Here is a 25,172-nt window from a genome sequence, read left to right as displayed (position 1 = left end):
AATTTAGAAAGGATATCCAATAGCCAAGTTAAATACACCCGACTTTAAATTGATTTTATCTAAAATCCATCGGTCGGAGCTTGGTCCATAAGGCAATCGTAACGGTACAGCGAAGTCTGTTCGCAAGACTAAAAATGAAAAGTCAAAACGAAGTCCCACACCAGTACCGACAGCGATCTCATCTAAAAATCGTTTTGAGAAATTTTTAGATGCATCCGCATCGTTTCTAGTCCAAATATTTCCAGCGTCGAAAAATACAGCGCCATTAATAAAACTGTACAATTTAGCACGGTATTCTGTACTGAATTCTAATTTTATATCACCTGATTGGTCGGGTAAAAATGTGGCCGTGTTATCTGGAATGCTTGATCCTGGACCTATAGAACGTGCTCGAAACGCTCGAATACTATTCGTTCCGCCAATAAAAAATTGTTTGATGAACGGAATGGAAGTCGAATTTCCGTAAGCGTAAGCTCCTCCAGCAATTATGCGACTTGCGATTTCGCTGTTTTTTGACAACTTGTGGTAAAGTCTGAAATCGGCTTGCAATTTTACAAATTGACTAAACGGAACGCCTAAAATCTCTTTTGGTGCTTCATTTTTAGCATCTCCACCCATAAGTAATCCTACAGTAGTACCAGCGGTCTCAAGATCACCTCTGAAATAAATTGTGTTTTTCTTCCGCTTTTCCATCGTATTTTGGTACGTGTACGAATAAGAAGGACCAAAAATAAGTTGCTTGTCAATTACTTTTTGCAACGCGCCACTTTCATCTTTACTAATTTGATTTTCGTAAAGTTCTGTAACATGCATTGGACTTGCGTAGGTAATATCGGTTATCTTAAGTTCGTGTTCCTTGCGAATGTTTTCTTTCCAGATGTAACCAAACGAACCTTTAAAAGTGTTTAGGGAATACAATTTCGAACGCTGTTGAAACTCATAACTCAAAAGTGCTTTGGTTTTTGGCACAAATCCACTGCCGGATTTTAGTTTTATTGGCGCTATAAAACGCGGCCAAATTAAACTGGTTTCTGCACCAAAACGATAGACGTTAAACCCATTGTTTTGTCCTGCCATTTGGAATTCAAGTCCACCGAAGGTTGAGATACTCAATAATTCAGCACCTTTGAAGGTATTTCTATTGCTCCAGTTGACATTCAGTTCCGTTCCGGCATAATTGGCTGAATTACTTTTAGCCAGCACTTCTATTCGAAATGATTTTTTAGGTAACAAAGTCAAATAGTAATAAGCGTCCAAATAATTTCCAGTGGTATCGGCAACTTTAAAAGAGTTCTTTACAAATTTGAACGTGCCTAAATTAACGAGTCGGTTGAGGGAGAGATTATGGTTGGTTCGATTATACAAATCATCTTTTTCAAAATATAAAGTTCGATCAAAAACACGCGAGTCAAAGGTGTTGTCTTTGTCAATAATAGTAAAATCTGTATAGCTTTTTACTTTTAGTTGTTCGCTATCAATACTGTCGTTAATAGAATAATTCGGGTACACAATAATGTCGTTAATTCTAAATTGCTCTTTGGATTGAGGAGCAGTTTCTTCTTTGATTTTCAAAATTAAATCGACTTCATAATTGCCAACAGTACTGTCCACCTGAACAAGTAAATTGTCTTCAGAAAAATAATAATATCCTTTTTCTTTTAAACGGGTATCGATTCTTTGGCGTTCTAATTTGATGAAATCTAAACTGTACGGTTTACCGACCTTCAACAAAGATCTTCGCTTCAATTTGCCGATCGATTTTGCCAAATCAGTAGAATCTTTAGGAAACGTAATCGATTTAATTATAAATTGTTTCCCTGGTTTAACCGTATATTCTGCTGTTGCTTTTCTGCCATTTCGAGTACTATCTGATTCCACTCTAGTTTTGAAATAGCCATTGTTTTCTGTGAAATTTCGCAATACGTCAGCGGTATAATCTAAATCTACTTTGCTGAATAAAACCGGTGCTTCTCCTAATTTGTATTTCAGCCAATACTTGAATCCCTTTTGTTTTTTAGGTTCTGAAACGAGATTATAAAAGAATAATTTTGGCTTTAAGCCAAGAAACGACTTATTGGGCTTTGGCCGTAACATATCTTCCATCACGGATCGTAAGGCTTTTCGTTCTTTCTTTGAAAGCAAGGAATCTTCTACCTTTAAGCTTCCACCGGTGTACAATAAATCACCTTCGGGAACGTATTTCGTACTGTTACAAGCACTCAATAGGACTAAAAATAGCAGCGAATAGAGTAGGTGTTTACTGTTCATTATTTTTCTTTTGAGCATCTTTAATTTGTTCTTTTTCTTCAAGCTTGTCTTTTTCTTTTTGACGCTTTTCAATTTCCTTCACCTTTGCTTTCGCATCTTTTTCCGCTTGACTTCGGTGAAACAATTCGCGGAATTTATTATAATCTAAAGTGATAATAAAAGCTACTCCAGTTTCTACGACTTGCCCTTGCAATGCTACTTGGTAATCGTTTTTGCGATAAGCCCTCACGCGGTATCTTCCGTCTTTTGACAGTTGATATTCAAGCGTTACGTCACCTGCAATTTTACTTGTTTCTTGATTCGCTTGTTGAGGTCCTTCAAGGCCAATCGTACTTCCCACAGTAACTTTCAATCGGTCGTTCAATAATTTTTTTGAAACGCCTACATTCAAGTCGGTTTTGTTTTCCCGTTGTCCCGTCGTATAATCGTCACTTGATTCTAAATCGAAGTCCAATTGTACACCGTCAATAAGGTCAGAAGCGAGGTTGTTCAATTGTTGCGATAAAATTTTACTTGCACTTTGTCTTGCTATAGAACCCGCATCGCCGCCTCCAGATTCGCTTGAAAATGGGTTTTCACCAATAAAACGATTCAGCAATAATAGCGCAAAAACTTGCTTGTTTAATTCAGAAGGTTCTTGTCTAATTTGGATTAACTTGACCTTTGTCATGTTGATAATTTCTGTAGAAACGCTGTTATTTCCATCCGGTAAAACGATGTCAAAAGTAATATCCGGTTTTAATAATTCACCTTTCATAATTAACTCGGTTTCAAACGGAATTTTCTGTTTGTACGTGTTTCTAATTTCCGCTGTTTTACCAGTAAGTTGGTCTTCCAATAGGTCAATAGGTGAGGCGTCCGTTTTATAAACGGCTGTAATATTTACATCAGCATCGGTTGGTTCGCCGGTCCAAAGAATATAACTTCCTTTTTTAATGTCAAATTTCCGTTTAATCAGATTGAACGACATTTCATAACTTCCTTCGGTAAATTCATAACGACCGGTCAACGTAGTTTTTCCCGATGCGTCAATTCCACCGTTCAGTTGGGCTTCTCCTTTTAGTTTTAAATAATCGCCATTTCCTTTGTCAATGATGACCGAAATCGCAGCTTCTTTGACAATTTCAATTTGCACCGAAGCTTCAACGCCTCGTACTTTCGTTTGACTCAACGTATCGCTAACGGTTAATTTGTCAAAAAGTGGCGGATTGTCTTGGTCAATAAATTCAACGATTCCTTCACGGTCGGCAATCGAAGGATCGGATTGCGGAAGTACAATGGTGAAATCAGTATCTTCATTTATCTTAATAGTTCCTTCTACGATTGGCCTATTCAAATCTCCTTTGACCGACAAACTTGTATCTAAAAATAATTTTCCATAATACACCTCGTTGTCTTGTGGTCCGGAGTTAACGGCTCTAAAATTGTTGGCATCGATATTCAAATTGAAGCCATAATCGCGGAAATTTTGCGTCAAAACTTCCCCTTTAACAAATAACTTATTATCGTTTTCATCGCTTACTTCAAAGTCGTTAAAAACAATTCCTTTCTGATTGATGACAATTTTATCATTGATGTTTTTGAACGTTGAATTCAATTGCGTGACATTAAAACCGACGTCGTTGAAGTTTAAATCGCCATTCACCAATGGTTCTTTTGCAGTTCCTTTTACAGTAAATTTCCCTGATAAAAAGCCTTCACTTTTGGTCAAATTACCCATCGTGAATCCTTGAATACTTTTCATATTCAACTTTTCTAAATCCAAAACCATATCAAATACACCCGAATCTTCTTTATACGTTCCGTCTAAATTTACTTGATTGCCGTTTCCAGTAATGGCAACTTTAGCATTGTAAATATTCTTTACATTATTATCTACTTTAACAGCAATGTTTCCAACGGTATCTTTATTAAATGTGAAATTTTCCACATTCAAATCTGCGGTAAAAAGCGTTTTATGATCTAAATTCTTTAGTAGTACATTTCCATCTAAAACGCCTGTAACGTCTAAATTTTCATTTTTAATGATGTTGGTAATGGTTGTAATGTCAAACTGATCCAATTCAATTTCTAAAGGAGCGTTTGGTTTTTGATTTTGCGATTGCACTTTTATCGAACTTCCGTTGTTTTCTAATTTGAAATTATTGACTAGTAATCCTTTGTCATTCAACACGATTGAATTATCACTTGGAATCGTCCATTTTTCATAATTCAATAAGAAATTATCGGAGTTTATTTTTACGGTATTATTGCTGTCTTTTGCTTCTAAATTTCCTGAAATCGCGTATTGGTCTTTGTTTTTTGCGTCTTTCAAAAGCAAATCATAATTGGCAACATTATTCGATACCGTTCCTGAAATTTTCGTGTACGGCAAACCAAAAGACGCATTACTAATATCATCAACAACCACATTGTAAACCAGCGAATCGCCTTTTGTGTTGACGTCAATAACAGCTCCCGAAATCGTATTTCCATTATAGACAATCTTCGGAATTTTTCCTTTAATGTCAATCGTGTCATTCACGCTGTTGTATTTTCCAATAATTTCAACAGGTTGTAAACTTGTCAAATTTGGAATGATTTTCAGCAATGTAGGGTCGTCCGTAATGTTAATTTTAAACGCTAATTGTTGTGGACCCGTTTTAATTTTCTTCGCCGTTGGATTCGCATCAAAATACTTTGAAATCGAATTTTGTATTGCTTGACCAATTTCACTTAACTTAAATTGCCCGTCTACGTCAGCATTTGCAAATTGAGATTGAAGCGTAATCGTGTTTTTTTCCGCGGTTGCAATCGCACGAATTTTAATCGTGTCTAAAGCTATTTGATTTGTTCCATCGGCATACGTAAAATCAGTTAAATCAATACGTCCGTTCAAGAAATCCAAATCTGCTGTGGGAACATCAGCCACGATATTTCCTTTGATTTTTAAAGGTCCAGCGTGTAAATTCAATTTGTCCAAATCAGCAATATCAACATTCATTTTTAGTTTGATTGCCGGATATTTATCTTTAAAACCGCCGCTCGTTGCTAATTTGAACGTCAAATTCGGGTCGTTCATGTCGGCTTTGGCATCAAAAGTTCCATTGGCGATTGAGCCGTCTAAATTCAAATTGGTATAATTGTAGCCGTTAAATTGAGCTTGCTTTACAAGTCCAGCAACCGTTGCATTAGCAGTTTTTGGATTCAATCCAATGCCTTTTACTTTTGCATCGATGGACACAATTCCAACAGAATCATTTCGAATCAAGCGTCCAATATCAAAACGGTCAAGACTTACAACGGCATCGTAACGTTCTGCATTTTTTCTAGAACGGTCAAACATCGCCTTTATAGTCGCATTTCCAGAGCTTGATTTCAGTCTTAAATCTGTTTTGAAATTATTGATTCCGCCGTTGAATTTTCCATTCACGGTAAATCGACTTGGCAATTGTATATTACTTGGAATGGTTCCGGAAGGCAAGAAATCATTTAGATCTTTCGCCGAAGATTCGAAGTTTTTTAGGTCTAAAACCAAGTTCATTTTTTGAACATCAGGTAATCCCGTAACCGTTCCACTCGCTACAATTTTTGTAGTACCAATTCCTGAAAGCTCTAAATTAGGAATCTTAAAATTATTTACTTTTCCAGAAATCCGGCTGTTTACTTTTAGAATCGCATTTGGATTCGACTTAAATGGATTGCTATTTGCCAAATCAGGAGCAAAAAATAAAATGTCTTTAAAACCAATTTGACTTCCTTCTAAAGTAGCATTTAAGGCCAAATCGCCGATGTCGTCTCCAATCGTTTTGATGGATTCGTAGCCAATGATAATTTCGTTTTTGAGTTCGGTTTGAGGTGTTTTTAAATATAATTTCTTTAAATAGGAACCTTGATTTCCGTAGAAAAAGTCTGTCGTTAAAGAATCGACTTGAACGCCACTTTTATCAGTCAGTTTGAAATTATTGATGGTTCCCGAAATCATTTTTTCTGAATAGAAAAAAGTAGTTGCATCTAATTTTAAACCTTTTAAATCAAGGTGTTTGTAGTCAATTCCTCTTTTCACGGCTACAGAATTGTAATCGTCAAATTTAAAGTCAACACTATCAACTACTACGGTGTTTAATTTTAGTTGCCAATTATTTCTTGGAATTAAAGTATCTTTTTCTAATGAATTCACTTCTTCTTTCACCACTTTCACCTGCTCTTTTTTGGTCATTGCAAGTGTACTTTTTGTATTCGATAATCGAATTTCTTTAATGTCAAGAATTTGTTTTTCGAGGTCAATCGCATTAATCAGAATGTGCAGTGAAGCCAAATCCGTTACCGTTTTCATATTCCCAGATTCCGACAGATAATCCAAATAGATTTTGGAAAGATTAATTTCTTCGACATTGATTTTCAGCACGTTGCTTTCGGCTTGTTCTTTAATGGCAATTTCAGTTTCCTTGGCTACTTTTTCAACAATTCCTTGTTTTAAATTCGCTCTAAATCCATCAATAGTAATTTTAGGAACGTTGAAATCTAGGTTTTGCAAATCAAAATTCTCCACTTTTGTGTCAAAATGATTTAAACTTACTTTTGCAAAATTCTTCGTGAAGTCATCCTCGTAATTGATGCGAATTTTATTCAATTCAATCGTATTCAACGAAATTTGCATGGGTGCGGAACTGTCTTTTTTAACGTCTTTCGAGGCAAAAGCATCTGTGATATAATCAAAATTAAATGCACCATTGTTGTCTCGTGAAATATTGGCAACAAGACCATCAACATCGATATCGTTAAATTCTAATTTGTTATTAAACAGCCCAAAAAGATTGAAGTTGACGGCAATTTTCTTTCCGTATAAAAGTGTGTCCTTCTGCTGATTTTCAAGGTAAACACCTTCCAAAAGAAATTTCTTTGGGAAACCCATTTCGAAATTATCGATGACAACTTTAGTTTTGATTTTTCCTTCGACGTAGGAAACCGCTTGGTCTTTTGCAAAATTTTGTACAACAGGGATTTGAACTGCAATAAAAACCACAAGAATTAGTAATATCAGAATTCCAATAATCCATGCAAAGACACGAAGTGTTCTATAAAAATACTTTTTCAAGCGATTGATTTTAATTGTTTTGGCTAAATTGCAGTGGTACTTTTCAGTCGGATTGACTTTATAAGTCAAGTGTAAACTGCAATTTGCTACAAAGATGGCAAATCGACGTTGAATAAACTTATGTTTTATAAATATATTATTGCGAAATTTACTCGTTTAGTACGCTTTCACACATAAAAAAAGAGAAAACAATCGATGTGATTATTTTCTCTTTCTATTAAATTTTCTCCTGCGTCTATTTTTAGCCACGAAATGCGCGACTTCACACGAATCTAATTTTAAAATTAGTGCAATTCGTGGCAAAGGATTTTAAGCCATCTCTAAAACCGGAACTTCAATTTCAGCGATATTTTTCTTCCAAAAACTTAATTTTTCACGCGTAGTTTCGCTTTTGTCAAACGAATTTTTCTGTGAAAGTAAATTCTCGTAATACTCAATTCCCAAAATCAAATTTGCTTTAAATTTGTTCCATTTTTTCAAAACAGCATTGGTAATATCCGTGTGGTCTTCGATTTCTTTTTTCAGATAGTCAAAATACAACTCGATTTCCTTCACAAACAAGTTCGGACGGTTTTCAAAAGGCATGACATTTATACGACCATAAATATGATTGACCATTTTTTCAAGCGAAATTTCTTCGTTGAAGTACGCCATATTTGGCCCAGGACAAATCACAACTCCTTGTGCTTCACCTTTGATTTTGATATCGTTGTCCAAGTACGAAGCATTTGCTAAACCTACACAAAGACAGGCTTTTTCAGTAATCGAATCTTTTCGTTTCTGATAAATTTTGTCCGTCATGTCCGCTTTTATTGCATCTAATTCTTCTAATTTCGTGTCTTGATATTTCTTGGAAGCCGTACATATTCCTTTACCATTACTGTCTTTGCTTAACGCCAAAAACTTTTTCGGACAAGAACTTCCTGCTTTATCCTTGTCAATTCGTTGTTGCTTGAAAAACTCGTTTGACGTTCCACGAATGGTATTAAACGGAATTCCCAACGGAGAAATATTACTCAAATACAAGTCTTTTTCTTCAGCTTTCGCCAAAAGTGTTCGGGTTTCTGCATCTAAAGTTGTGGCTTCAGGAACCAATAAAAACGGCGAACCCCAACCTACAGAATCCATGTTGTAGTTTTCCATTAAGAAATCGTGTTCAGCGGAAGTGCCAACGCCACCTTGCACGGTAATTTCCATTGAAAAAGGTTGTTCAACGATTGGAAGATTTTTTAATTCCAACGCTTTATTCATCATTTGGAAATTATTCGCAATCAATTCTTGTTTTTTCTGCTTGAATTCTTCTAGAATTGGGCCTAACAAAATGCCTTCCGTAGCAAATGCGTGTCCACCACAATTCAATCCAGATTCGATCCGGTATTCCGAAACCCACAAACCTTTTTTGGCTAGAAAACTTCCTTGAATCATCGCTGAACGGAAATCACTTACTTTCAAAATGATTTTCTTTTTCAACTGATTATTCGCATCCGGATAAAAATCAGGAAAAGATTCAAAATAGCTGTACAATCTTGGATTCATTCCCGCAGAAAGTACAATGGACGAACTCAATTTACTATTTGCAAAACCGCGAAGTGCCGCATGAGCGTCATTGTACATTACAGGCAAAGCTTCATTTTTATTGAAGTTTTCTTTGTCCACTTTTGTCATGATGTTCACGTCAATAGATCCAGGAGAAAGATGACGTTCGATGTAATCAGCGACTTTGTTTTTCAGTTCGTAGCCGTCTTCAATTAAATGTTGCAAACCAGTTCTCACTTCAGATTGCGTAGGCAACATATTGATATATTGCTCCAACGTTTCTTTGTTTTCGCACAATTCAGTTTTGAAATTTTCAAACTTTTTCTGCACAATATCGGAAACTAAATCAAGGTAAGTCGTGATTCTTTTTGCACGATAATCTTCGATTTTTTGAGTGATTTCTTGGTACGGTTTTTCGAATTTTTTGCTGTAAAAAGCGGTCATTTTTTCAATTAAATCGTCGTCAACAATGGAAAGAACGGAAGAAATTCCGTAATGTGCCACTTTTATTGGGCTGTCAATCGTATAGGCCAAACCCATCACCGGAATGTGAAAGCAGTGGAGTTTTTGTTTTTCAGTATTCATACGTAGGTATTATTTGTTTTTTTAATGGAATATGGAATTCGCATATCTTGATTCGATTTTTCGACAAACTTTCGGGCATGCTCATTTCATATTCATTATATATTATAAGGAACAAATATTGTTTTTTTGCACCGATTAAAAACTGATATTTATCAGTTGGACAAAAAGATTTCGAACTTAATTACGTGTTTTTGTGTTAAAATTCAGTGCATTACAACTTGCATTTATTTCGTTATATTTGCAGTCCTAAAAAGGATTTATGTCAACAGAAATCAACAAGCTTAAAATATTCAACGACCCAATTTATGGGTTTATTACGTTACCGAATACGTTGATTTATGATTTAGTGCAACATTCTTATTTCCAGCGTTTACGCCGAATTTCTCAAATGGGTTTGTCCTATTTGGTTTATCCCGGAGCACATCATACGCGTTTTCACCACGCTCTAGGTTGCATGCACATTATGCAAAAAGCGATGGAAGTGTTGCGTTTTAAAGGTGTTGAAATTTCGAAAGAAGAAGAAAAAGCACTATACATTGCGATTTTATTGCACGACATTGGCCACGGACCGTTTTCGCACGCCATGGAACACAGCATTGTGGAAGACGTAAATCACGAGTCGATTTCATTACTTTTCATGGACGAATTGAATGAGCAATTTAACGGCGAATTGACTTTGGCAATCCAAATTTTCAAAGAAGAATACCCTAGAAAATTCATGTTGCAATTGATTTCAAGTCAATTGGACATGGACCGAATGGATTATTTGCGTCGCGATAGTTTTTACACAGGTGTTGCTGAAGGAAATATCAATTCGGAACGCTTGATTCAAATGATGAATGTGGTGGACGATACTTTAGTAATTGAAGAAAAGGGAATTTATTCAGTAGAGAAATTTCTGATGGCGCGACGATTGATGTATTGGCAAGCGTATTTGCATAAAACCAGTTTAGTAGCCGAAGTGATTTTAACGAAAGTACTAAAAAGAGCCAAAGAATTGACGCAAAGAGGAATCGTTTTACCATGCAGTCAGCCGCTTTTATTTTTTATGCAACATAAAATTACGCAAGAAGATTTTGATTCAAAAACCTTAAATCTTTTTGCACAATTAGACGATTACGATATCATCAGTGCGTTGAAAATGTGGCAATACCACGACGATTATGTGTTGAAAAACTTGAGCTCGATGATTATCAATCGCGATTTATTGAAAGTGAAGATTAGTGAGGATAAATTTACGCAAGAACAAGTTGATGCATTAATCAACAAGTTCATTAAGTTGACCGGATTGACTTTTCACGATGCGAGTTATTTTGTAACACGCGGAAAAATCAAAAATCAGGCCTACAGTAAAGATTCAGAACCCATCCGAATTTTGAAGAAGGACAAGACGATTGAAGACGTAGTTACGGCATCGGACCAATTAAATTTGAAGGCGTTGACGAAACCGGTAACTAAATACTATATTTGCTTCCCAAAAGTACTTGCTGAAAAGTAAGTTTTAAACCCTATTTTTTATATTTTTGTCAGAATGAAATTTACAGCAGAACAAATAGCGGGCGTTTTAGAAGGTGAAGTAGTGGGAAATCCGCTTGCTGAAGTTTTTACTTTGTCAAAAATAGAAGAAGGAGTGGACGGTTCGCTCACCTTTTTGAGCAATCCGAAATATGTAAGTTATATTTATACGACACTAGCTTCTGTTACTATTGTAAATAAAGATTTTGTTCCAGAATCGCCTATTTCCACTACACTTATTAGGGTTGAAGATGCTTACGGCGCTTTCGCAAAAGTGTTGACGTTTTATGCTCAAGCGAAAAACGACAGCAAAAAAGGAATTGAACAACCTGTTTTTATGTCGGACGACGTTAAATATGGTGAAGATTTATATTTAGGAAGCTTCAGCTATATTGGTAAGAACGTAGTTTTAGGTAAAAATGTAAAAATTTATCCCAACTGTTATATCGGTGATAATGTCACGATAGGCGACAATATGTTAATGCATTCCGGAGTTCGGATTTATTCAGAAACGGTGATTGGTGATGACTGCTGTTTTCATTCGGGTGTAATCATTGGAGCAGATGGATTTGGTTTTGCACCAAATGCTGACAATTCCTACGATAAGATTCCTCAAATAGGAAATGTAATTATCGAGAATAAAGTTGAAATTGGAGCAGGAACTACGATTGATAGAGCAACAATGGGTTCGACCATTATTAGAAATGGTGTGAAATTGGACAACCAAATTCAAATTGCTCATAATGTTGAAATTGGAGAAAACACGGTAATTGCTGCACAAACGGGAATTGCAGGTTCTACGAAAATTGGACAACATTGCATTATTGGTGGACAAGTGGGAATTTCAGGTCACATTGTGATTGGAAATAACGTGCGTATTCAAGCCCAATCAGGCGTTACAAAAAGCATGAAAGACGAGGAAACAGTGCAAGGTTCGCCTGCATTTAACTATAATGATTATAGTAAATCGTTTGTTCATTTCAAAAATTTACCGAAAATGGTAAGCCAGTTTAATGAGTTATTAAAAAATAATATAAAAGAATAAAACCTTAAATTTAGTACAATGGTTAAGCAAACTACCATCAAAAGCGAGATTTCTCTTACAGGAGTTGGACTCCACACAGGGAAAGAAGTCAAGATGACTTTTAAACCCGCACCAGTAAATAACGGATACACCTTTGTTCGTATGGACTTAGAAGGTCATCCAATTATTGAAGCGGATGCAAATTATGTTGTAAATACCCAACGAGGTACTAATTTAGAAAAATTAGGCGTTAAAATCCAAACTTCGGAACATGTTTTAGCTGCATTTGTAGGTTGTGATGTAGATAACGTTATCATCGAATTAGATGCTGCAGAACCGCCTATTATGGATGGTTCTTCTAAATATTTTGTAGAAGCAATTGAAAAAGCAGGAGTAGAAGAGCAAGAAGCGGAACGTAAGTTTTATGTGGTAAAAGAAGTGATTTCTTTTACGGACGAAGCGACAGGAAGTGAAATCCTTGTGATGCCAAGCGATGATTATCAGGTAACTGCTATGGTTGACTTTGGTACAAAAGTGTTAGGTACTCAAAATGCCAGCATTAAAAACATGAGCGAATTTAAAACTGAAATTGCAGATGCAAGAACCTTCAGTTTTTTACATGAATTGGAATCATTATTGGAAAACGGTCTGATTAAAGGTGGTGATTTGAACAATGCAATTGTGTATGTAGACAAAGATATTTCTCCAAGCACAATGGAACATTTGAAAGTTGCTTTTGGCAAAGACGATATTGCTGTAAAGCCAAATGGTATTCTAAATAATTTGACTTTACACTATCCTAATGAAGCGGCACGTCATAAATTACTAGACGTAATTGGTGATTTAGCTTTAATTGGTACCCGAATTAAAGGAAAAGTAATTGCAAATAAACCAGGACATTTTGTAAACACACAGTTTGCAAAGAAGATGGCCAAATTAATTAAAATCGAGAAACGGAATTTTGTTCCCACTTACGATTTGAACCTACCGCCGTTAATGGATATCCATCAAATTATGGATATGTTGCCTCACCGTCCACCTTTTTTATTCATCGATAGAATCATTGAAATGTCAGATTCTCATGTAGTTGGATTGAAAAATGTGACGATGAACGAAGGTTTTTTTGTTGGTCACTTTCCAAACGCACCTGTAATGCCAGGAGTAATTATCGTAGAGGCAATGGCACAAACGGGAGGTATTTTAGTTTTAAGTACGGTTCCAGATCCAGAAAATTATTTGACATTTTTCATGAAAATTGACAATGTGAAATTCAAACATAAAGTATTACCAGGCGACACCTTGATATTTAAGTGTGATTTAATTACACCAATTAGAAGAGGAATTTGCCACATGCAAGCGCACGCTTATGCGAACGGAAAATTAGTTGCAGAAGCAGAATTGATGGCTCAGATTGCCAGAAAACAATAAATTAAAAAGGTTATAAGTTTAAGAGTTTAAGAGGTTATAGGTTTAGAAATTTTTCAATAAAGTTTTAGAAGTACAACCCAAACCCCAAAACCTTCACCAAATAACCCATAATCCAAAAAAAGATGAATCAACCTTTAGCATATGTGCATCCCGGTGCAAAAATAGCAAGAAACGTAGTAATCGACCCATTTACAACCATTCATAATAATGTAATTATTGAAGAGGGAACTTGGATTGGTTCAAACGTAACCATAATGGAAGGTGCTCGAATTGGTAAGAATTGCAATATTTTTCCAGGAGCAGTAATTTCAGCCGTACCACAAGATTTAAAATTTGGTGGTGAAGATTCTTTAGTTATCATTGGCGACAATGTTACAATTCGCGAATGCGTAACAATTAATAGGGGTACGATTGCGTCAGGTCAGACGAAGATTGGAAATAATTGTTTAATAATGGCAACGGCACACATTGCTCATGACTGTCACATTGGGAACAATGTCATTATTGTAAATGGCGTTCTTCTAGGTGGTCACGTTACGGTTGGCGATTATGCAATAATTGGAGGATTATCTGCCGTACATCAATTTATTAGTATTGGAGATCATGCAATGATTTCGGGAGGTTCTTTATTGAGAAAAGACGTTCCTCCTTATACCAAAGCGGCGAAAGAACCACTTTCTTACGTTGGAATCAATTCTGTAGGACTGAGAAGACGTGGATTTACTTCGGATAAAATCAGAGAAATTCAGAATATCTACCGCATATTATATCAAAAGAATTACAATACTTCCCAAGCCTTGGCAATTATCGAAGCGGAAATGGAAGCAACTCCAGAACGTGACGAAATCATTTTGTTCATCCGAAACTCTTCGCGAGGAGTGATGAAAGGCTACAGCGGAAGTGTTTAAAAAAAATAAGTTACATTAAATAAAAAAACAGAATGGCATCTACATCAGATATTAGAAACGGATTGTGTATCAAACACAACCACGACATTTATAAAATTGTTGAATTTTTGCACGTAAAACCAGGAAAAGGTCCTGCTTTCGTAAGAACAAAATTAAGAAGTGTAACGAACGGAAGAGTATTGGATAATACGTTTTCTGCAGGACACAAAATTGATATCGTTCGTGTGGAAACTCATACTTACCAGTATTTATATGCTGAAGGAGAAGATTTTCACTTTATGAATACGGAGACTTTTGAGCAAATTACGATGAATAAAAATGTACTTGATCACCCCGATTTATTGAAAGAAGGATCAAACGTAATGGTCCAAGTGAATACGGAAACAGATTTGCCTCTTTCGGTTGATATGCCGGCTTCAATTGTTTTAGAAGTTACTTACACAGAGCCGGGATTAAAAGGAAATACGGCTACAAACGCACATAAACCTGCAACTGTAGAAACGGGAGCATCTATTAATGTTCCTTTGTTTATCAACGAAGGCGATAAGATAAAAATTGATACTGCTTCAGGAAATTACATGGAGCGAGTAAAAGAGTAGTGTTAAGTGGTCAGGTTTTTAGTAATCAGTTGGATGAGCACTACTAAAAATAGCCACTAATCAACTGAATACTGAATACTTTCAAAACTGTCCGCTATATAACTGAATACTGACCGCTTTCCTATGAAGTTTCCTAAAGTACATACGCTCAAACAAATTGCCGAATTAATCGATTGTGATTATGTGGGTGAACCAAATTTTCCTGTATTGGGAATGAACGAAATTCACGTGGTGGAATCGGGTGATATTGTTTTTGTGGACCATCCAAAGTATTATGATAAAGCGTTGCAATCAGCAGCTACGATTGTTTTGATTAACAAAAAGGTAGATTGCCCTGAAGGCAAAGCTTTATTAATATCAGATGATCCGTTTAGAGATTTCAATAAATTGACACGGCATTTTAGACCTTTTCAGGGAACGAATGTTTCCATTTCTTTAAGTGCGGAAATTGGCGAACATACTTTTATTCAGCCCAATTGTTTCATTGGAAATAATGTCAAGATTGGTAAAAACTGTGTGATACACTGCAATGTTTCAATTTACGACAATACGATCATCGGCGACAATGTAATCATTCACGCAGGTTCGGTTTTAGGAGCGGATGCTTTTTATTATAAAAAAAGAGCAGATGGTTTTGACCAATTGCTTTCGGGAGGTCGTGTTGTTATTCATGATAATGTAGGCATTGGAGCACTTTGTACAATTGACAAAGGAGTTACAGGCGATACCACCATTGGTGAAGGAACAAAATTGGACAATCAAGTGCATGTTGGTCACGATACCGTGATTGGAAAACGCTGCTTGATTGCTTCACAAACCGGAATTGCAGGCTGTGTGATTATTGAAGACGAAGTGACAATGTGGGGACAAGTGGGAACTACAAGTGGAATTACCATTGGTACAAAAGCGGTTGTAATGGGTCAGACCGGAGTTACGAAGTCCATTGAAGGTGGAAAGAGTTATTTTGGAACACCCATTGAAGAATCGCGAGAGAAATTAAAACAATTGGCTTACATCAAGAAGATTCCGGAGCTAATTGAAAAAATTAAGAAATATGACAACTAAAAAGTTAATTCAAGATTTTTACAAATCCGATGCATTTATTAATGTTGCAGAAATGGAAAATTATTTGCATCCCGATTTTGTATTGGAATGGCAAAGTAGTAAAGGATTTTCGAAGATGAATAGACAAGAAGTACTTAATTTAACTACAGAAATGAGCGCTTCTTACATTCGAACTAAAGTTAAAATTCATTCGCTAGTTATTGAGAAAAATCAAGTTGCTTTGCGATATTCACAATTTGTAAAAACAGTTGAAAATCCGAGAGAAGAAATGCTTCTGGCTAATTTCTTTGTGATTTTAGAAGTAAAAGACGACAAATTGTATAGAGGGTATCAGATGAGCCAACTTAATTAACTTAAGTGTGATTAAAGTTTTGAAAAAACTTTTCAATTAGGCATCAAAACCGTACTTTTGCCACACTATTTCAAAAAATAATTTAAAAGATATATTTATGAGCGTTTTAGTCAATAAAGATTCTAAAATAATTGTTCAAGGTTTTACAGGAAGCGAGGGAACTTTTCACGCTTCGCAAATGATTGAATACGGAACAAACGTTGTAGGTGGAGTAACGCCAGGAAAAGGTGGAACGACGCATTTAGACCGTCCAGTATTTAATACAGTAAAAGACGCTGTAGACCAAGTTGGAGCGGATACTACTATTATTTTTGTACCGCCGGCTTTTGCTGCAGATGCAATTATGGAAGCAGCTGATGCAGGAATCAAAGTAATCATCACGATTACAGAAGGTATTCCAGTAGCAGACATGATTAAAGCTTACGCTTATATTCAAACTAAAGACTGTCGTTTAGTTGGTCCTAACTGTCCAGGTGTAATTACGCCAGGTGAAGCAAAAGTAGGTATTATGCCAGGTTTTGTTTTCAAAAAAGGAACTGTTGGAATCGTTTCTAAATCAGGAACCTTAACTTACGAAGCGGCGGATCAAGTTGTAAAACAAGGTTTAGGTATCACGACAGCTATCGGAATTGGTGGAGATCCAATTATTGGAACTACTACGAAAGAAGCGGTTGAATTATTAATGAATGACCCAGAGACTGAAATCATCATCATGATTGGTGAAATTGGTGGTCAATTAGAAGCTGATGCTGCTAAATGGGTTAAAGAAGACGGTAACCGTAAACCTGTTGTAGGTTTCATCGCAGGTGAAACAGCTCCTAAAGGTAGAACAATGGGTCACGCAGGTGCTATTGTTGGTGGTGAAGACGATACTGCAGAAGCTAAAAAACGCATCATGAGAGAATGTGGAATCCACGTGGTTGATTCTCCAGCGGAAATTGGTTTGAAAGTAAAAGAAGTTTTAGGTTCTTAAGAATTTAGAAAATAGAATATAGAGAATAGATTTAAATCTGTTCTAAAAATAGAGAAGACTCCACTTTACGGTGGAGTTTTTCTTTTATAAACTCACTTGGCGCCTTCGTGCCTTTGTGGAAAAAAACAAATTTATGTACAAAGAATTAAAGAAATTCAAAACCCAAAATACATTTTCTTTCACACAAGAAGACAGTTTAGAAACGGTTTGCAACGCTCCAGAATCAGGTAGTGGTGTGTTTATGGTTTATGCTGTAGATGGTGAAGAAAAGGAATTGATTATGGTGGGTTCAACAGGTACTGTTCAAAACGACGGAACTTTGAAAATCAAAAATGGTGGTCTTTACGACAAAATTGTAAACGGACACCAATTTGCTAAAACAGGAAGAAAGTATTCTTGGCCAGCACAAATGAAACTAGAAAACATCGAAAGATTAGAGGTTTCGTGGTACGAGACTTTCAACGAAAAAAATAAAGCAATTCCTACCGCTGTCGAAGGACAAATGTTGCAAAACTTTATGGACGAAAACGCAAGATTGCCACGTTGGAATGTTGCGTTCTAGATTTTTCTATTCAAAGAAAACAATTTAAGTCTTACATTTTTGTAAGACTTTTTTTATGGTTTAGAGCTTTTAATCAAATTAAACATTGCCCACGATTTCAACTTGGATCATTATAAAAAAATAATTATCTTTCAACACCACGGTTAAAACCGTGGCCCATATTCGCATAAAATATTGCCCACGGTTTCAACCGTGGGTTCATTATATAAAAACATTCTATCAATTGCCCTCCATTTCAACCATGTATCATATATCAAAACACCATCACAAACCCAATACCACTCTGTTTTCCATTATAAAAAGGAGCAATCATCGAAGTCGTATTGCGTTCTTTAGTAAACAAATGTTTCTTTAAATACGGATACATCCAATAGGCTGCTTTGGTGCTCAAAATTCCAATTCCGGCACCCATTGCTACATCAGAGAGCCAGTGCCGACCGTTATAAATTCTAAAAAACCCCGTTCCTGCAGCAACCGCATAACCGGAAATTCCGACCCAGATATTCACATCTTTGTATTCTTGCCACAAAAATTCAGCGCCTGCAAAAGCCGTTGCCGTATGACCCGAAGGAAAAGAATTATTTGAACTTCCATCTGGACGCTCAATTTGCGTCACACTTTTCAATCCTAAAGTAGTTGCCGCCATCAATGCATACGAAGTTGCTAAAATAATGGAACGGTCTTTTAAATTGTTTTTCCCTTCAATACCCACGTTATTCAAAATATAAACCGAGGCCATTGGAGCGTACTGCGAAAAGTCATCGATGGTAAATTTATCATCAATCGTTTCCTTTAATTCATCCCGAAGTTCAACGTTGATTAATTTCAAATAATCACTCTCGATTGCTACAATTCCATACGTCATTAAGACGGCAGGAATAATTAATTGCTTGGTAGCGAACTTTAATTGTGTGGTTTCGACCGCAGGAATAGCAGTGTTAATCGAGTCAGTTGCAGTTTGTGAAAACGAATGCAACGAAGCAAAAAACAAAAAATAAATGATATTAAAATTTCGCATAGTGGGGGAGTTTAAAATAAATCAACAGCAAATTAACGTCGAAAATACAGCCATATTTCAATAAGAAACTAATCTTAAGGGAAAATTAATTTCAATACAAACGCTAATTTACACTTTAAATCAATTGTGTTTTTAATTTTTTAGTTCTTTGCAATTATACTATATTTGGCAGTCATTAAAAAGTCACTATTTCTTTAAAAATAATATTTAAGTATATGAAATTACTAGAAGGAAAAACAGTTATCATCACAGGCGGAAGCCGTGGTATTGGTAAAGGAATTGCAGAAACTTTTGCAAAAAATGGCGCAAATGTCGCTTTCACCTATAGTTCATCTGCAGCATCGGCTGAAGCATTGGAAAAAGAATTGAATGCCATGGGTGTTAAAGCGAAAGGATACCAATCTAATGCAGCAAAATTTGACGAAGCGGAAACGTTTGTTCAAGCCGTTTTAGAAGATTTCGGTTCAGTAGATGTCTTAATCAACAACGCTGGAATTACAAAAGACAACTTGCTAATGCGTATGTCTGAAGCTGATTTTGACCAAGTAATTGACGTCAACTTGAAGTCGGTTTTCAACATGACAAAAGCAATCCAAAAAACATTTTTAAAGCAACGTTCGGGTTCAATCATCAACATGGCATCGGTTGTGGGAGTGAAAGGAAACGCAGGTCAAACCAATTATGCTGCTTCAAAAGCAGGAGTTATTGGTTTCACAAAATCGGTGGCATTAGAGTTGGGTTCACGTAACATTCGTTGCAACGCAATCGCTCCAGGTTTCATCGAAACGGAAATGACTGCTAAACTAAACGAAGACGTCGTAAAAGGTTGGAGAGAAAGTATCCCATTAAAACGTGGCGGTAGTACAGAAGATGTGGCAAACGCATGTCTGTTTTTCGCTTCAGATATGAGTACGTATGTTACGGGTCAAGTGATGAATGTTTGTGGTGGGATGTTAACTTAATCGTATTTTAAGTTGATTTTTTAGGATTTATTCTGAATTTATTTCAGGAGCTATTTCCAGCTATCCGTTGCAATCTTTATGTTCCGAACCCCGGACGATAAAGGATTTCCACTACTATCTGGGCTAGGGGATTCGTTTTCAACAGAAGTTCCTCATTCCTAACGCTAAATCATAAATCAAAAATCCCAATTCATAAATGACAACATCCACCCTCTTATTACTACTACTTTCAATAGTTATAGCCGGTGGATTGTCCTATTTTCAATATTATTACAAAGCCAAAAACAAGTCAAAACTGCATTTGTTTTTGGCTTTATTGCGTTTTGGTGTGTACTTCGGGATATTTCTTTTACTCATAAATCCAAAGATTACCAGTCAAACGTACGAAGTGCAGAAAACACCTTTGGCTTTGGTAATGGATAATTCGGCTTCCATAAATTACTTAAAAGCGGATAAAGTTGCAAGACAAGTTTACGAACAATTAAGCACCAATAAAGACTTACAAGACAAGTTTGAAATTCAAACGTACCGTTTCGACAGCGAGTTTGAAACTGAATCTGAATTTGATTTCAAAGGCACTCAATCCAACATTGAGGAAGTAGCTAAAAACTTAAAAAGCATCCACAAAAACAAACGTTTTCCAATCGTTTTAATGACAGACGGAAACCAAACGATGGGTTCTGATTACGTGTATGGTTTTCCAAATAAAACTTCGGTTTATCCTGTAGTTTTAGGCGACACGACTACATTTTTAGATTTGAAAATCAATCAAATCAATGTAAACAAGTATGCTTTTCACAAAAACAAGTTTCTCGTAGAAGTATTTTTAAGTTATTCAGGAACACAAACTGTAGAAGCGAATTTCAATATCAAACAAGGAAATTCAAACGTGGTTAAACAAAGCGTTTCTTTTGGACCCAACAAAAAAACAGCGATTTTAAATTTGCTTTTACCCGCTAATTCTGTGGGATTGCAAATCTATCAAGCAACGATTTCTTCAAAACTGCAAGAAAAAAACACCTATAACAACAGCAAGAAATTCGCCGTTGAGGTCATCGACCAGAAGTCAGAAGTTGCGATTATTTCGGCAATAAATCATCCGGATATTAGTGCGTTGAAACGTTCGATTGAACAAAATTCTCAACGAAATGTCACACTTCTAAAACCTGATGCAAGTGATTTGACCAAGTACAATGTGTTGATTTTGTACCAACCCAATGCGACTTTCAAAACTGTTTTTGATACCAATAAAAACCTGCAACTTCCAACATGGATTATTACAGGAACCCAAACCGATTATAATTTTCTGAACCAACAACAAAATGATTTGGTTTTTAAAATGAGCAACCAATCGGAGGAATTTACGGCTACGTTTGACACTAATTTCAACTTGTTTTCAATTGAAAATATTGGATTCGAAAGTTTTCCACCGTTAAACAATCTCTTCGGAACCGTGCAAATCAATGGAGCAACAACTACTTTATTAGGTTCAAAAATTCGCGCTATTGATGCAGGTTCGCCGTTATTGGCGTTTAATAATCAAAGTCCGCGAACGGCTTATTTAATAGGAGAAAATATTTGGAGATGGCGTATGCAAACCAATATCAAGAAAGAATCTTTTGAATCTTTTGATATTTTTGTAGATAAAATTGTGCAGTATTTAGCCACTACAAGTTCCCGAAAATCATTAGTCGTTGAACACGAATCATTTTATAATTCAGGCGATGCTTTAATTATTTCTGCTCAATATTTCAATAAAAATTACGAGTTTGACGAAAAAGCAAGGTTGACTATCGCTATTAAAAATACAGAAACCAACAAAATTAAAAATTACGATTTATTAAAAAGCAACAATTCCTTCTCCGTCGATTTAGAAAGCTTGCCTGCCGGAAAATATAGTTTTGTAGTCAAAGAATTAAACTCAAATACAACATATTCAAACACTTTTGAATTACTTGATTTTGACATTGAACAGCAATTTGTAAACCCAAACGTGCAACAATTAGCCCAATTGGCAACCCAAACAAATGGTCAAGCTTTTATGCCAAACCAAATTGAAGCCTTAATTGATTCCTTAAAAAACAACACGGATTACACGGCAGTTGAAAAACAAATCACAAATAAAAAACCGTTAATTGACACTGTTTTATTGTTGATTCTAATGGCGTTATTTTTAGCGATAGAGTGGTTTGTTAGAAAGTATAATGGAATGCTTTAGTCTCTTTTCAACATCCTGCAAGGTCTTTTTTTTGACCTTGTAGGTATCAGTTTAAATAAGTTAATACTTACAATCCTGATATTATTCGGGATGGAAACCTTGCAGGAAACACAAAAAATCAAGAACGTTTTTATCTCAATAAATCTGTGAAAATTCGTGTAATCTGAGTAAAATATTTTACTATTTTAAGCCAATCTTAAGAAACACTTTAGCAACTCTTAAGTCTAATTAATCTTTAAAAATTGAATTTTGTTCTGTAAACCAATTCAATTTTTAAAATGCAAATCCAATTCCCAAAACGATTCAAATTACTGTCTGATTTTTCAATTTGGTTCTTATTATTTTCACTTTTCCTTCGTGTCATTTTTATAGTGTGGCAGTTTTCTGAAATCAATCATTCTATTTTTGGTCTAGTGAAAACTATTTTCTACGGAATCTTTTTTGATTTAGGCATTCTTTCTTTTGTATGGTTAATCAGTAGTTTCTACTTATTAATAATGCCCAAAAAATGGATTGGTAGTATCGTTGATAAATCTTTAATTTACTTCTTTTTCACATTAACTGTATTACTATTTGTCTTCACTTTCTTTGCTGAAATCACTTTTTGGGACGAATTCAAATGTCGTTTTAATTTCGTAGCAGTCGATTATTTGATTTACACTTTTGAAGTCGTCAAAAACATCAACGAATCCTATCCGCTCGTGATTTTAATTCCTGCAATGCTCTTGATAACTTTTGGTATTTTGTTTGTGTTCAAAAAGAGAGGTAGTTTTCGTGAAACATTTTCTACAAAGTCTCCTTTCAAAACTAGAATTATTCCGTTCATTATTGCGTTACTAATTGCCGGTTTTTATGTTGCATACATTAAAAATGCAGATGCGGAATGGTCAGAAAATCGCTATACGAACGAAATATCAAAGGCAGGAATTTATTCGTTTTTTGCGGAATTAAGAAACAGTAAACTCGATTATGAAACGTTTTATGAAACCCTTCCTACAGACGAAGCGTTTGCAATCGTACGTGCAAATCTTAAAAATCCACAAACTAAATTTAATGCGGATTCTATATCTATCAGACGAACGATTTCAGATTCTCTAGCGAGTGAACAGCGACCTAATGTGGTTTTTGTATTGATGGAAAGTATGAGTGCCAACTTCATGCGGGAATTTGGAAATGACAAAGCCATCACGCCTTTTATGGATAAATTGGCTCAAGAAAGTCTTCTATTTAGTAATTTATATGCTACAGGAACACGAACAGTTCGTGGTATGGAAGCGGTTACTTTGTCCATTCCGCCAACGCCGGGAAGTAGTATTGTGAAACGTCCAAACAATGCAAATTTATTTACAATCGCTTCTGTTTTCAAACAGAAAAATTACCAATGCAATTTCTTTTATGGTGGTGACGGTTATTTTGATAACATGAACGCGTATTTTGGAGGAAATGGTTTTGACATTTACGACAGAGGTCGTGGTAGTATTTTGAGTGATAAAATTAAAGCAAAACGCTACAATATTACTGATGATGAAGTTACTTTTGAAAATGCTTGGGGTGCTTGTGATGAAGACATGTACAAGAAATTGATTACCGTGGCCGATAAATACCATGCCGAAAAGAAACCGTTTTTAAACTTTGTGATGACGACTTCCAATCATCGACCGTTTACGTATCCTGATAAAAAAATTGCGATTCCGTCCGGAACGAGTAGGAATGGCGCGGTTCAATATGCCGATTTTGCTTTGCAACAATTGTTTGAAAAATCTAAAAATAAACCTTGGTTCAAGAATACCATCTTCGTAGTAATTGCCGACCATTGTGCAAGTTCTGCAGGAAAAGATGAAATTGATGTGGCCAATTATCACATTCCGGCAATGATTTACGGTGCAAATATTAAACCTGAAAAAATTGAAAAATTGTGTTCGCAAATTGATGTATTTCCTACGTTATTTGGTTTATTGAATTGGAATTATGAATCTAATTTTTACGGACAAGATGTTCGAACGACTTCTTTTGAACCCCGTGCTTTTCTAGGAACGTATTTGAAATTGGGTTACATGAAAAACGACGAAATCATGATTTTATCCAATCAAAAGAAAAAGCATTTTTACAAATGGAACAAAGAAACCAACGGTTTGAACAAAATCCCAATGAATAATTCCTTTTCGAAGGAAGCAATTTCATGGTACCAAACGGCTGATTATTTGTTTACCCATAAGAAATTGGAAGAGAAATAAAATTGTTTTAAATTTACGAATACAATCCTAAAACAAGCAAATTGTAATTTGTATTAATTCACAAAAAAAACAAATGTTTTAATTTCGTAAAATCTTTAACCAGAAATTTTTATTGCAACTCTTTGCGTCTCCGCGACTTTGCGAGACCAATAAAATTAATTTAATTCTTCGAAAAACCGGAATGAAAATAGCTATTATAGAAGACGAAGTTGGAATCACCAATTTTCTAAAACAAGGATTAGAAGAAGAACACTATGAAGTTGTAACTGCAAATGACGGCGAAAAAGGTTGGGAATTAATTCAAAAAACTAAACCAGATTTGATCCTGCTGGATTGGATGATGCCAAAAATGTCAGGAATTGAGGTTTGTAAAAAAGTGAGAGCGAATGATACAAAAACGCCCATTATTTTTCTCACAGCGCGAGACACCGTTCAAGAAACCATTGAAGGATTAAAAGGAGGAGCGAACGATTACATCAAAAAACCGTTCAGCTTTGACGAACTTTTAGCGCGAATTAGTATTTATTTCCGTGAAAATACAGAAGCGACACAACTGACTTTAGGTCCTATTTCGATGAATCGATTGACGCATCAAGTTTTTGTGGATGAACGTGAAATTACTTTTACCCAAAGGGAATTTGAATTGCTCCATTTTCTGATGAAAAATAAAGGAACCGTTTGTTCACGAACCCAAATTATTGAGGAAGTTTGGAACATCCATTTTGAATATGATTCGGGTGTAATTGATGTTTTTATGAACGGAATACGGAAAAAATTAAATTTGCCAAAAGACCAAGAATATATAAAAACAATTCGCGGAATAGGTTATATTGCAAACGATTAAATTC

Annotated in this window: 17 protein-coding genes; 13 read left to right on the top strand and 4 right to left on the bottom strand. The window is 35.6% G+C overall.

The window, feature by feature from the left end:
- Nucleotides 1-3: 3 nt before the first annotated feature.
- The 3 genes from tamL to YWA_RS0108325 all read right to left on the bottom strand — a co-directional run bounded on the left by tamL (nt 4) and on the right by YWA_RS0108325 (nt 9,466).
- On the bottom strand, nt 4-2,268 hold the full coding sequence (gene tamL / locus YWA_RS0108335) for a translocation and assembly module lipoprotein TamL (RefSeq protein WP_026718683.1): 2,265 nt from the start codon (nt 2,266-2,268) through the stop codon (nt 4-6).
- Nucleotides 2,258-7,345 carry a translocation/assembly module TamB domain-containing protein gene (locus YWA_RS0108330; protein WP_051126937.1) on the bottom strand — a complete coding sequence of 1,696 codons (5,088 nt, stop codon included), beginning with the start codon at nt 7,343-7,345 and terminating at the stop codon, nt 2,258-2,260. The genes tamL and YWA_RS0108330 overlap by 11 nt, the downstream gene beginning before the upstream one ends.
- A gap of 309 nt (nt 7,346-7,654) precedes the next feature.
- Nucleotides 7,655-9,466 (bottom strand): hypothetical protein, encoded by a 1,812-nt coding sequence (locus tag YWA_RS0108325; protein ID WP_022828054.1) that lies wholly within the window; start codon nt 9,464-9,466, stop codon nt 7,655-7,657.
- A 259-nt stretch (nt 9,467-9,725) separates the two neighbouring features.
- On the opposite strand from YWA_RS0108325, the gene YWA_RS0108320 reads away from it, so the two are divergent.
- From YWA_RS0108320 to YWA_RS0108280, 9 genes are all read left to right on the top strand, one after another.
- Nucleotides 9,726-10,964 (top strand): HD domain-containing protein, encoded by a 1,239-nt coding sequence (locus YWA_RS0108320; RefSeq protein WP_022828053.1) that lies wholly within the window; start codon nt 9,726-9,728, stop codon nt 10,962-10,964.
- 33 nt (nt 10,965-10,997) lie between these two features.
- Nucleotides 10,998-12,026 carry a UDP-3-O-(3-hydroxymyristoyl)glucosamine N-acyltransferase gene (lpxD, locus tag YWA_RS0108315; protein ID WP_022828052.1) on the top strand — a complete coding sequence of 343 codons (1,029 nt, stop codon included), beginning with the start codon at nt 10,998-11,000 and terminating at the stop codon, nt 12,024-12,026.
- A gap of 18 nt (nt 12,027-12,044) precedes the next feature.
- On the top strand, nt 12,045-13,433 hold the full coding sequence (locus YWA_RS0108310) for a bifunctional UDP-3-O-[3-hydroxymyristoyl] N-acetylglucosamine deacetylase/3-hydroxyacyl-ACP dehydratase (protein WP_022828051.1): 1,389 nt from the start codon (nt 12,045-12,047) through the stop codon (nt 13,431-13,433).
- A 122-nt stretch (nt 13,434-13,555) separates the two neighbouring features.
- Nucleotides 13,556-14,341: an acyl-ACP--UDP-N-acetylglucosamine O-acyltransferase gene (lpxA, locus tag YWA_RS0108305; protein ID WP_022828050.1), complete on the top strand. Its 786-nt coding sequence runs from the start codon at nt 13,556-13,558 to the stop codon at nt 14,339-14,341.
- A 32-nt stretch (nt 14,342-14,373) separates the two neighbouring features.
- Complete coding sequence (gene efp, locus YWA_RS0108300) at nt 14,374-14,940, top strand: elongation factor P (protein WP_022828049.1); 567 nt, start codon at nt 14,374-14,376, stop codon at nt 14,938-14,940.
- A gap of 123 nt (nt 14,941-15,063) precedes the next feature.
- On the top strand, nt 15,064-16,005 hold the full coding sequence (locus tag YWA_RS0108295; protein WP_022828048.1) for a UDP-3-O-(3-hydroxymyristoyl)glucosamine N-acyltransferase: 942 nt from the start codon (nt 15,064-15,066) through the stop codon (nt 16,003-16,005).
- The gene (locus YWA_RS0108290) at nt 15,995-16,357 is read left to right on the top strand and encodes a nuclear transport factor 2-like protein (RefSeq protein ID WP_022828047.1); all 363 of its coding nucleotides are present in this window, start codon (nt 15,995-15,997) and stop codon (nt 16,355-16,357) included. Before YWA_RS0108295 ends, YWA_RS0108290 begins: the two co-directional genes overlap by 11 nt.
- 97 nt (nt 16,358-16,454) lie before the next feature.
- On the top strand, nt 16,455-17,330 hold the full coding sequence (gene sucD, locus YWA_RS0108285; RefSeq protein ID WP_022828046.1) for a succinate--CoA ligase subunit alpha: 876 nt from the start codon (nt 16,455-16,457) through the stop codon (nt 17,328-17,330).
- A 133-nt stretch (nt 17,331-17,463) separates the two neighbouring features.
- The gene (locus YWA_RS0108280) at nt 17,464-17,892 is read left to right on the top strand and encodes a hypothetical protein (RefSeq protein ID WP_022828045.1); all 429 of its coding nucleotides are present in this window, start codon (nt 17,464-17,466) and stop codon (nt 17,890-17,892) included.
- Nucleotides 17,893-18,145: 253 nt separating this feature from the next.
- Here the strand turns inward: YWA_RS0108280 and YWA_RS0108275 are convergent, their stop codons facing one another.
- Complete coding sequence (locus YWA_RS0108275; RefSeq protein WP_022828044.1) at nt 18,146-18,910, bottom strand: phosphatase PAP2 family protein; 765 nt, start codon at nt 18,908-18,910, stop codon at nt 18,146-18,148.
- Nucleotides 18,911-19,125: 215 nt separating this feature from the next.
- On the opposite strand from YWA_RS0108275, the gene fabG reads away from it, so the two are divergent.
- The 4 genes from fabG to YWA_RS0108255 all read left to right on the top strand — a co-directional run bounded on the left by fabG (nt 19,126) and on the right by YWA_RS0108255 (nt 25,168).
- Entirely contained in the window at nt 19,126-19,872 is a 747-nt protein-coding gene (gene fabG / locus YWA_RS0108270; RefSeq protein WP_022828043.1) for a 3-oxoacyl-[acyl-carrier-protein] reductase, read from the top strand.
- Between the two features lie 196 nt (nt 19,873-20,068).
- Nucleotides 20,069-22,090 (top strand): hypothetical protein, encoded by a 2,022-nt coding sequence (locus YWA_RS0108265; protein ID WP_022828042.1) that lies wholly within the window; start codon nt 20,069-20,071, stop codon nt 22,088-22,090.
- A 278-nt stretch (nt 22,091-22,368) separates the two neighbouring features.
- Complete coding sequence (locus tag YWA_RS0108260) at nt 22,369-24,324, top strand: LTA synthase family protein (protein ID WP_022828041.1); 1,956 nt, start codon at nt 22,369-22,371, stop codon at nt 24,322-24,324.
- 181 nt (nt 24,325-24,505) lie between these two features.
- Nucleotides 24,506-25,168 (top strand): response regulator transcription factor, encoded by a 663-nt coding sequence (locus YWA_RS0108255; protein WP_026718679.1) that lies wholly within the window; start codon nt 24,506-24,508, stop codon nt 25,166-25,168.
- Nucleotides 25,169-25,172: the final 4 nt, after the last annotated feature.

It is taken from the genome of Flavobacterium antarcticum DSM 19726, assembly GCF_000419685.1.
GTDB classification, from domain to species: domain Bacteria; phylum Bacteroidota; class Bacteroidia; order Flavobacteriales; family Flavobacteriaceae; genus Flavobacterium; species Flavobacterium antarcticum.
Note: the sequence above shows the minus strand (reverse complement) of the source record. Positions and strands in the feature narration are given on the sequence as shown.

Excerpts from the sequence above, each read along its gene's own strand:
- tamL (WP_026718683.1), bottom strand. The coding sequence starts at position 2,268 with ATGAACAGTAAACACCTACTCTATTCGCTGCTATTTTTAGTCCTATTG.
- YWA_RS0108325 (WP_022828054.1), bottom strand. The coding sequence starts at position 9,466 with ATGAATACTGAAAAACAAAAACTCCACTGCTTTCACATTCCGGTGATG.
- YWA_RS0108320 (WP_022828053.1), top strand. The coding sequence starts at position 9,726 with ATGTCAACAGAAATCAACAAGCTTAAAATATTCAACGACCCAATTTAT.
- lpxD (WP_022828052.1), top strand. The coding sequence starts at position 10,998 with ATGAAATTTACAGCAGAACAAATAGCGGGCGTTTTAGAAGGTGAAGTA.
- YWA_RS0108310 (WP_022828051.1), top strand. The coding sequence starts at position 12,045 with ATGGTTAAGCAAACTACCATCAAAAGCGAGATTTCTCTTACAGGAGTT.
- lpxA (WP_022828050.1), top strand. The coding sequence starts at position 13,556 with ATGAATCAACCTTTAGCATATGTGCATCCCGGTGCAAAAATAGCAAGA.
- efp (WP_022828049.1), top strand. The coding sequence starts at position 14,374 with ATGGCATCTACATCAGATATTAGAAACGGATTGTGTATCAAACACAAC.
- YWA_RS0108295 (WP_022828048.1), top strand. The coding sequence starts at position 15,064 with ATGAAGTTTCCTAAAGTACATACGCTCAAACAAATTGCCGAATTAATC.
- YWA_RS0108290 (WP_022828047.1), top strand. The coding sequence starts at position 15,995 with ATGACAACTAAAAAGTTAATTCAAGATTTTTACAAATCCGATGCATTT.
- sucD (WP_022828046.1), top strand. The coding sequence starts at position 16,455 with ATGAGCGTTTTAGTCAATAAAGATTCTAAAATAATTGTTCAAGGTTTT.
- YWA_RS0108280 (WP_022828045.1), top strand. The coding sequence starts at position 17,464 with ATGTACAAAGAATTAAAGAAATTCAAAACCCAAAATACATTTTCTTTC.
- YWA_RS0108275 (WP_022828044.1), bottom strand. The coding sequence starts at position 18,910 with ATGCGAAATTTTAATATCATTTATTTTTTGTTTTTTGCTTCGTTGCAT.
- fabG (WP_022828043.1), top strand. The coding sequence starts at position 19,126 with ATGAAATTACTAGAAGGAAAAACAGTTATCATCACAGGCGGAAGCCGT.
- YWA_RS0108265 (WP_022828042.1), top strand. The coding sequence starts at position 20,069 with ATGACAACATCCACCCTCTTATTACTACTACTTTCAATAGTTATAGCC.
- YWA_RS0108260 (WP_022828041.1), top strand. The coding sequence starts at position 22,369 with ATGCAAATCCAATTCCCAAAACGATTCAAATTACTGTCTGATTTTTCA.
- YWA_RS0108255 (WP_026718679.1), top strand. The coding sequence starts at position 24,506 with ATGAAAATAGCTATTATAGAAGACGAAGTTGGAATCACCAATTTTCTA.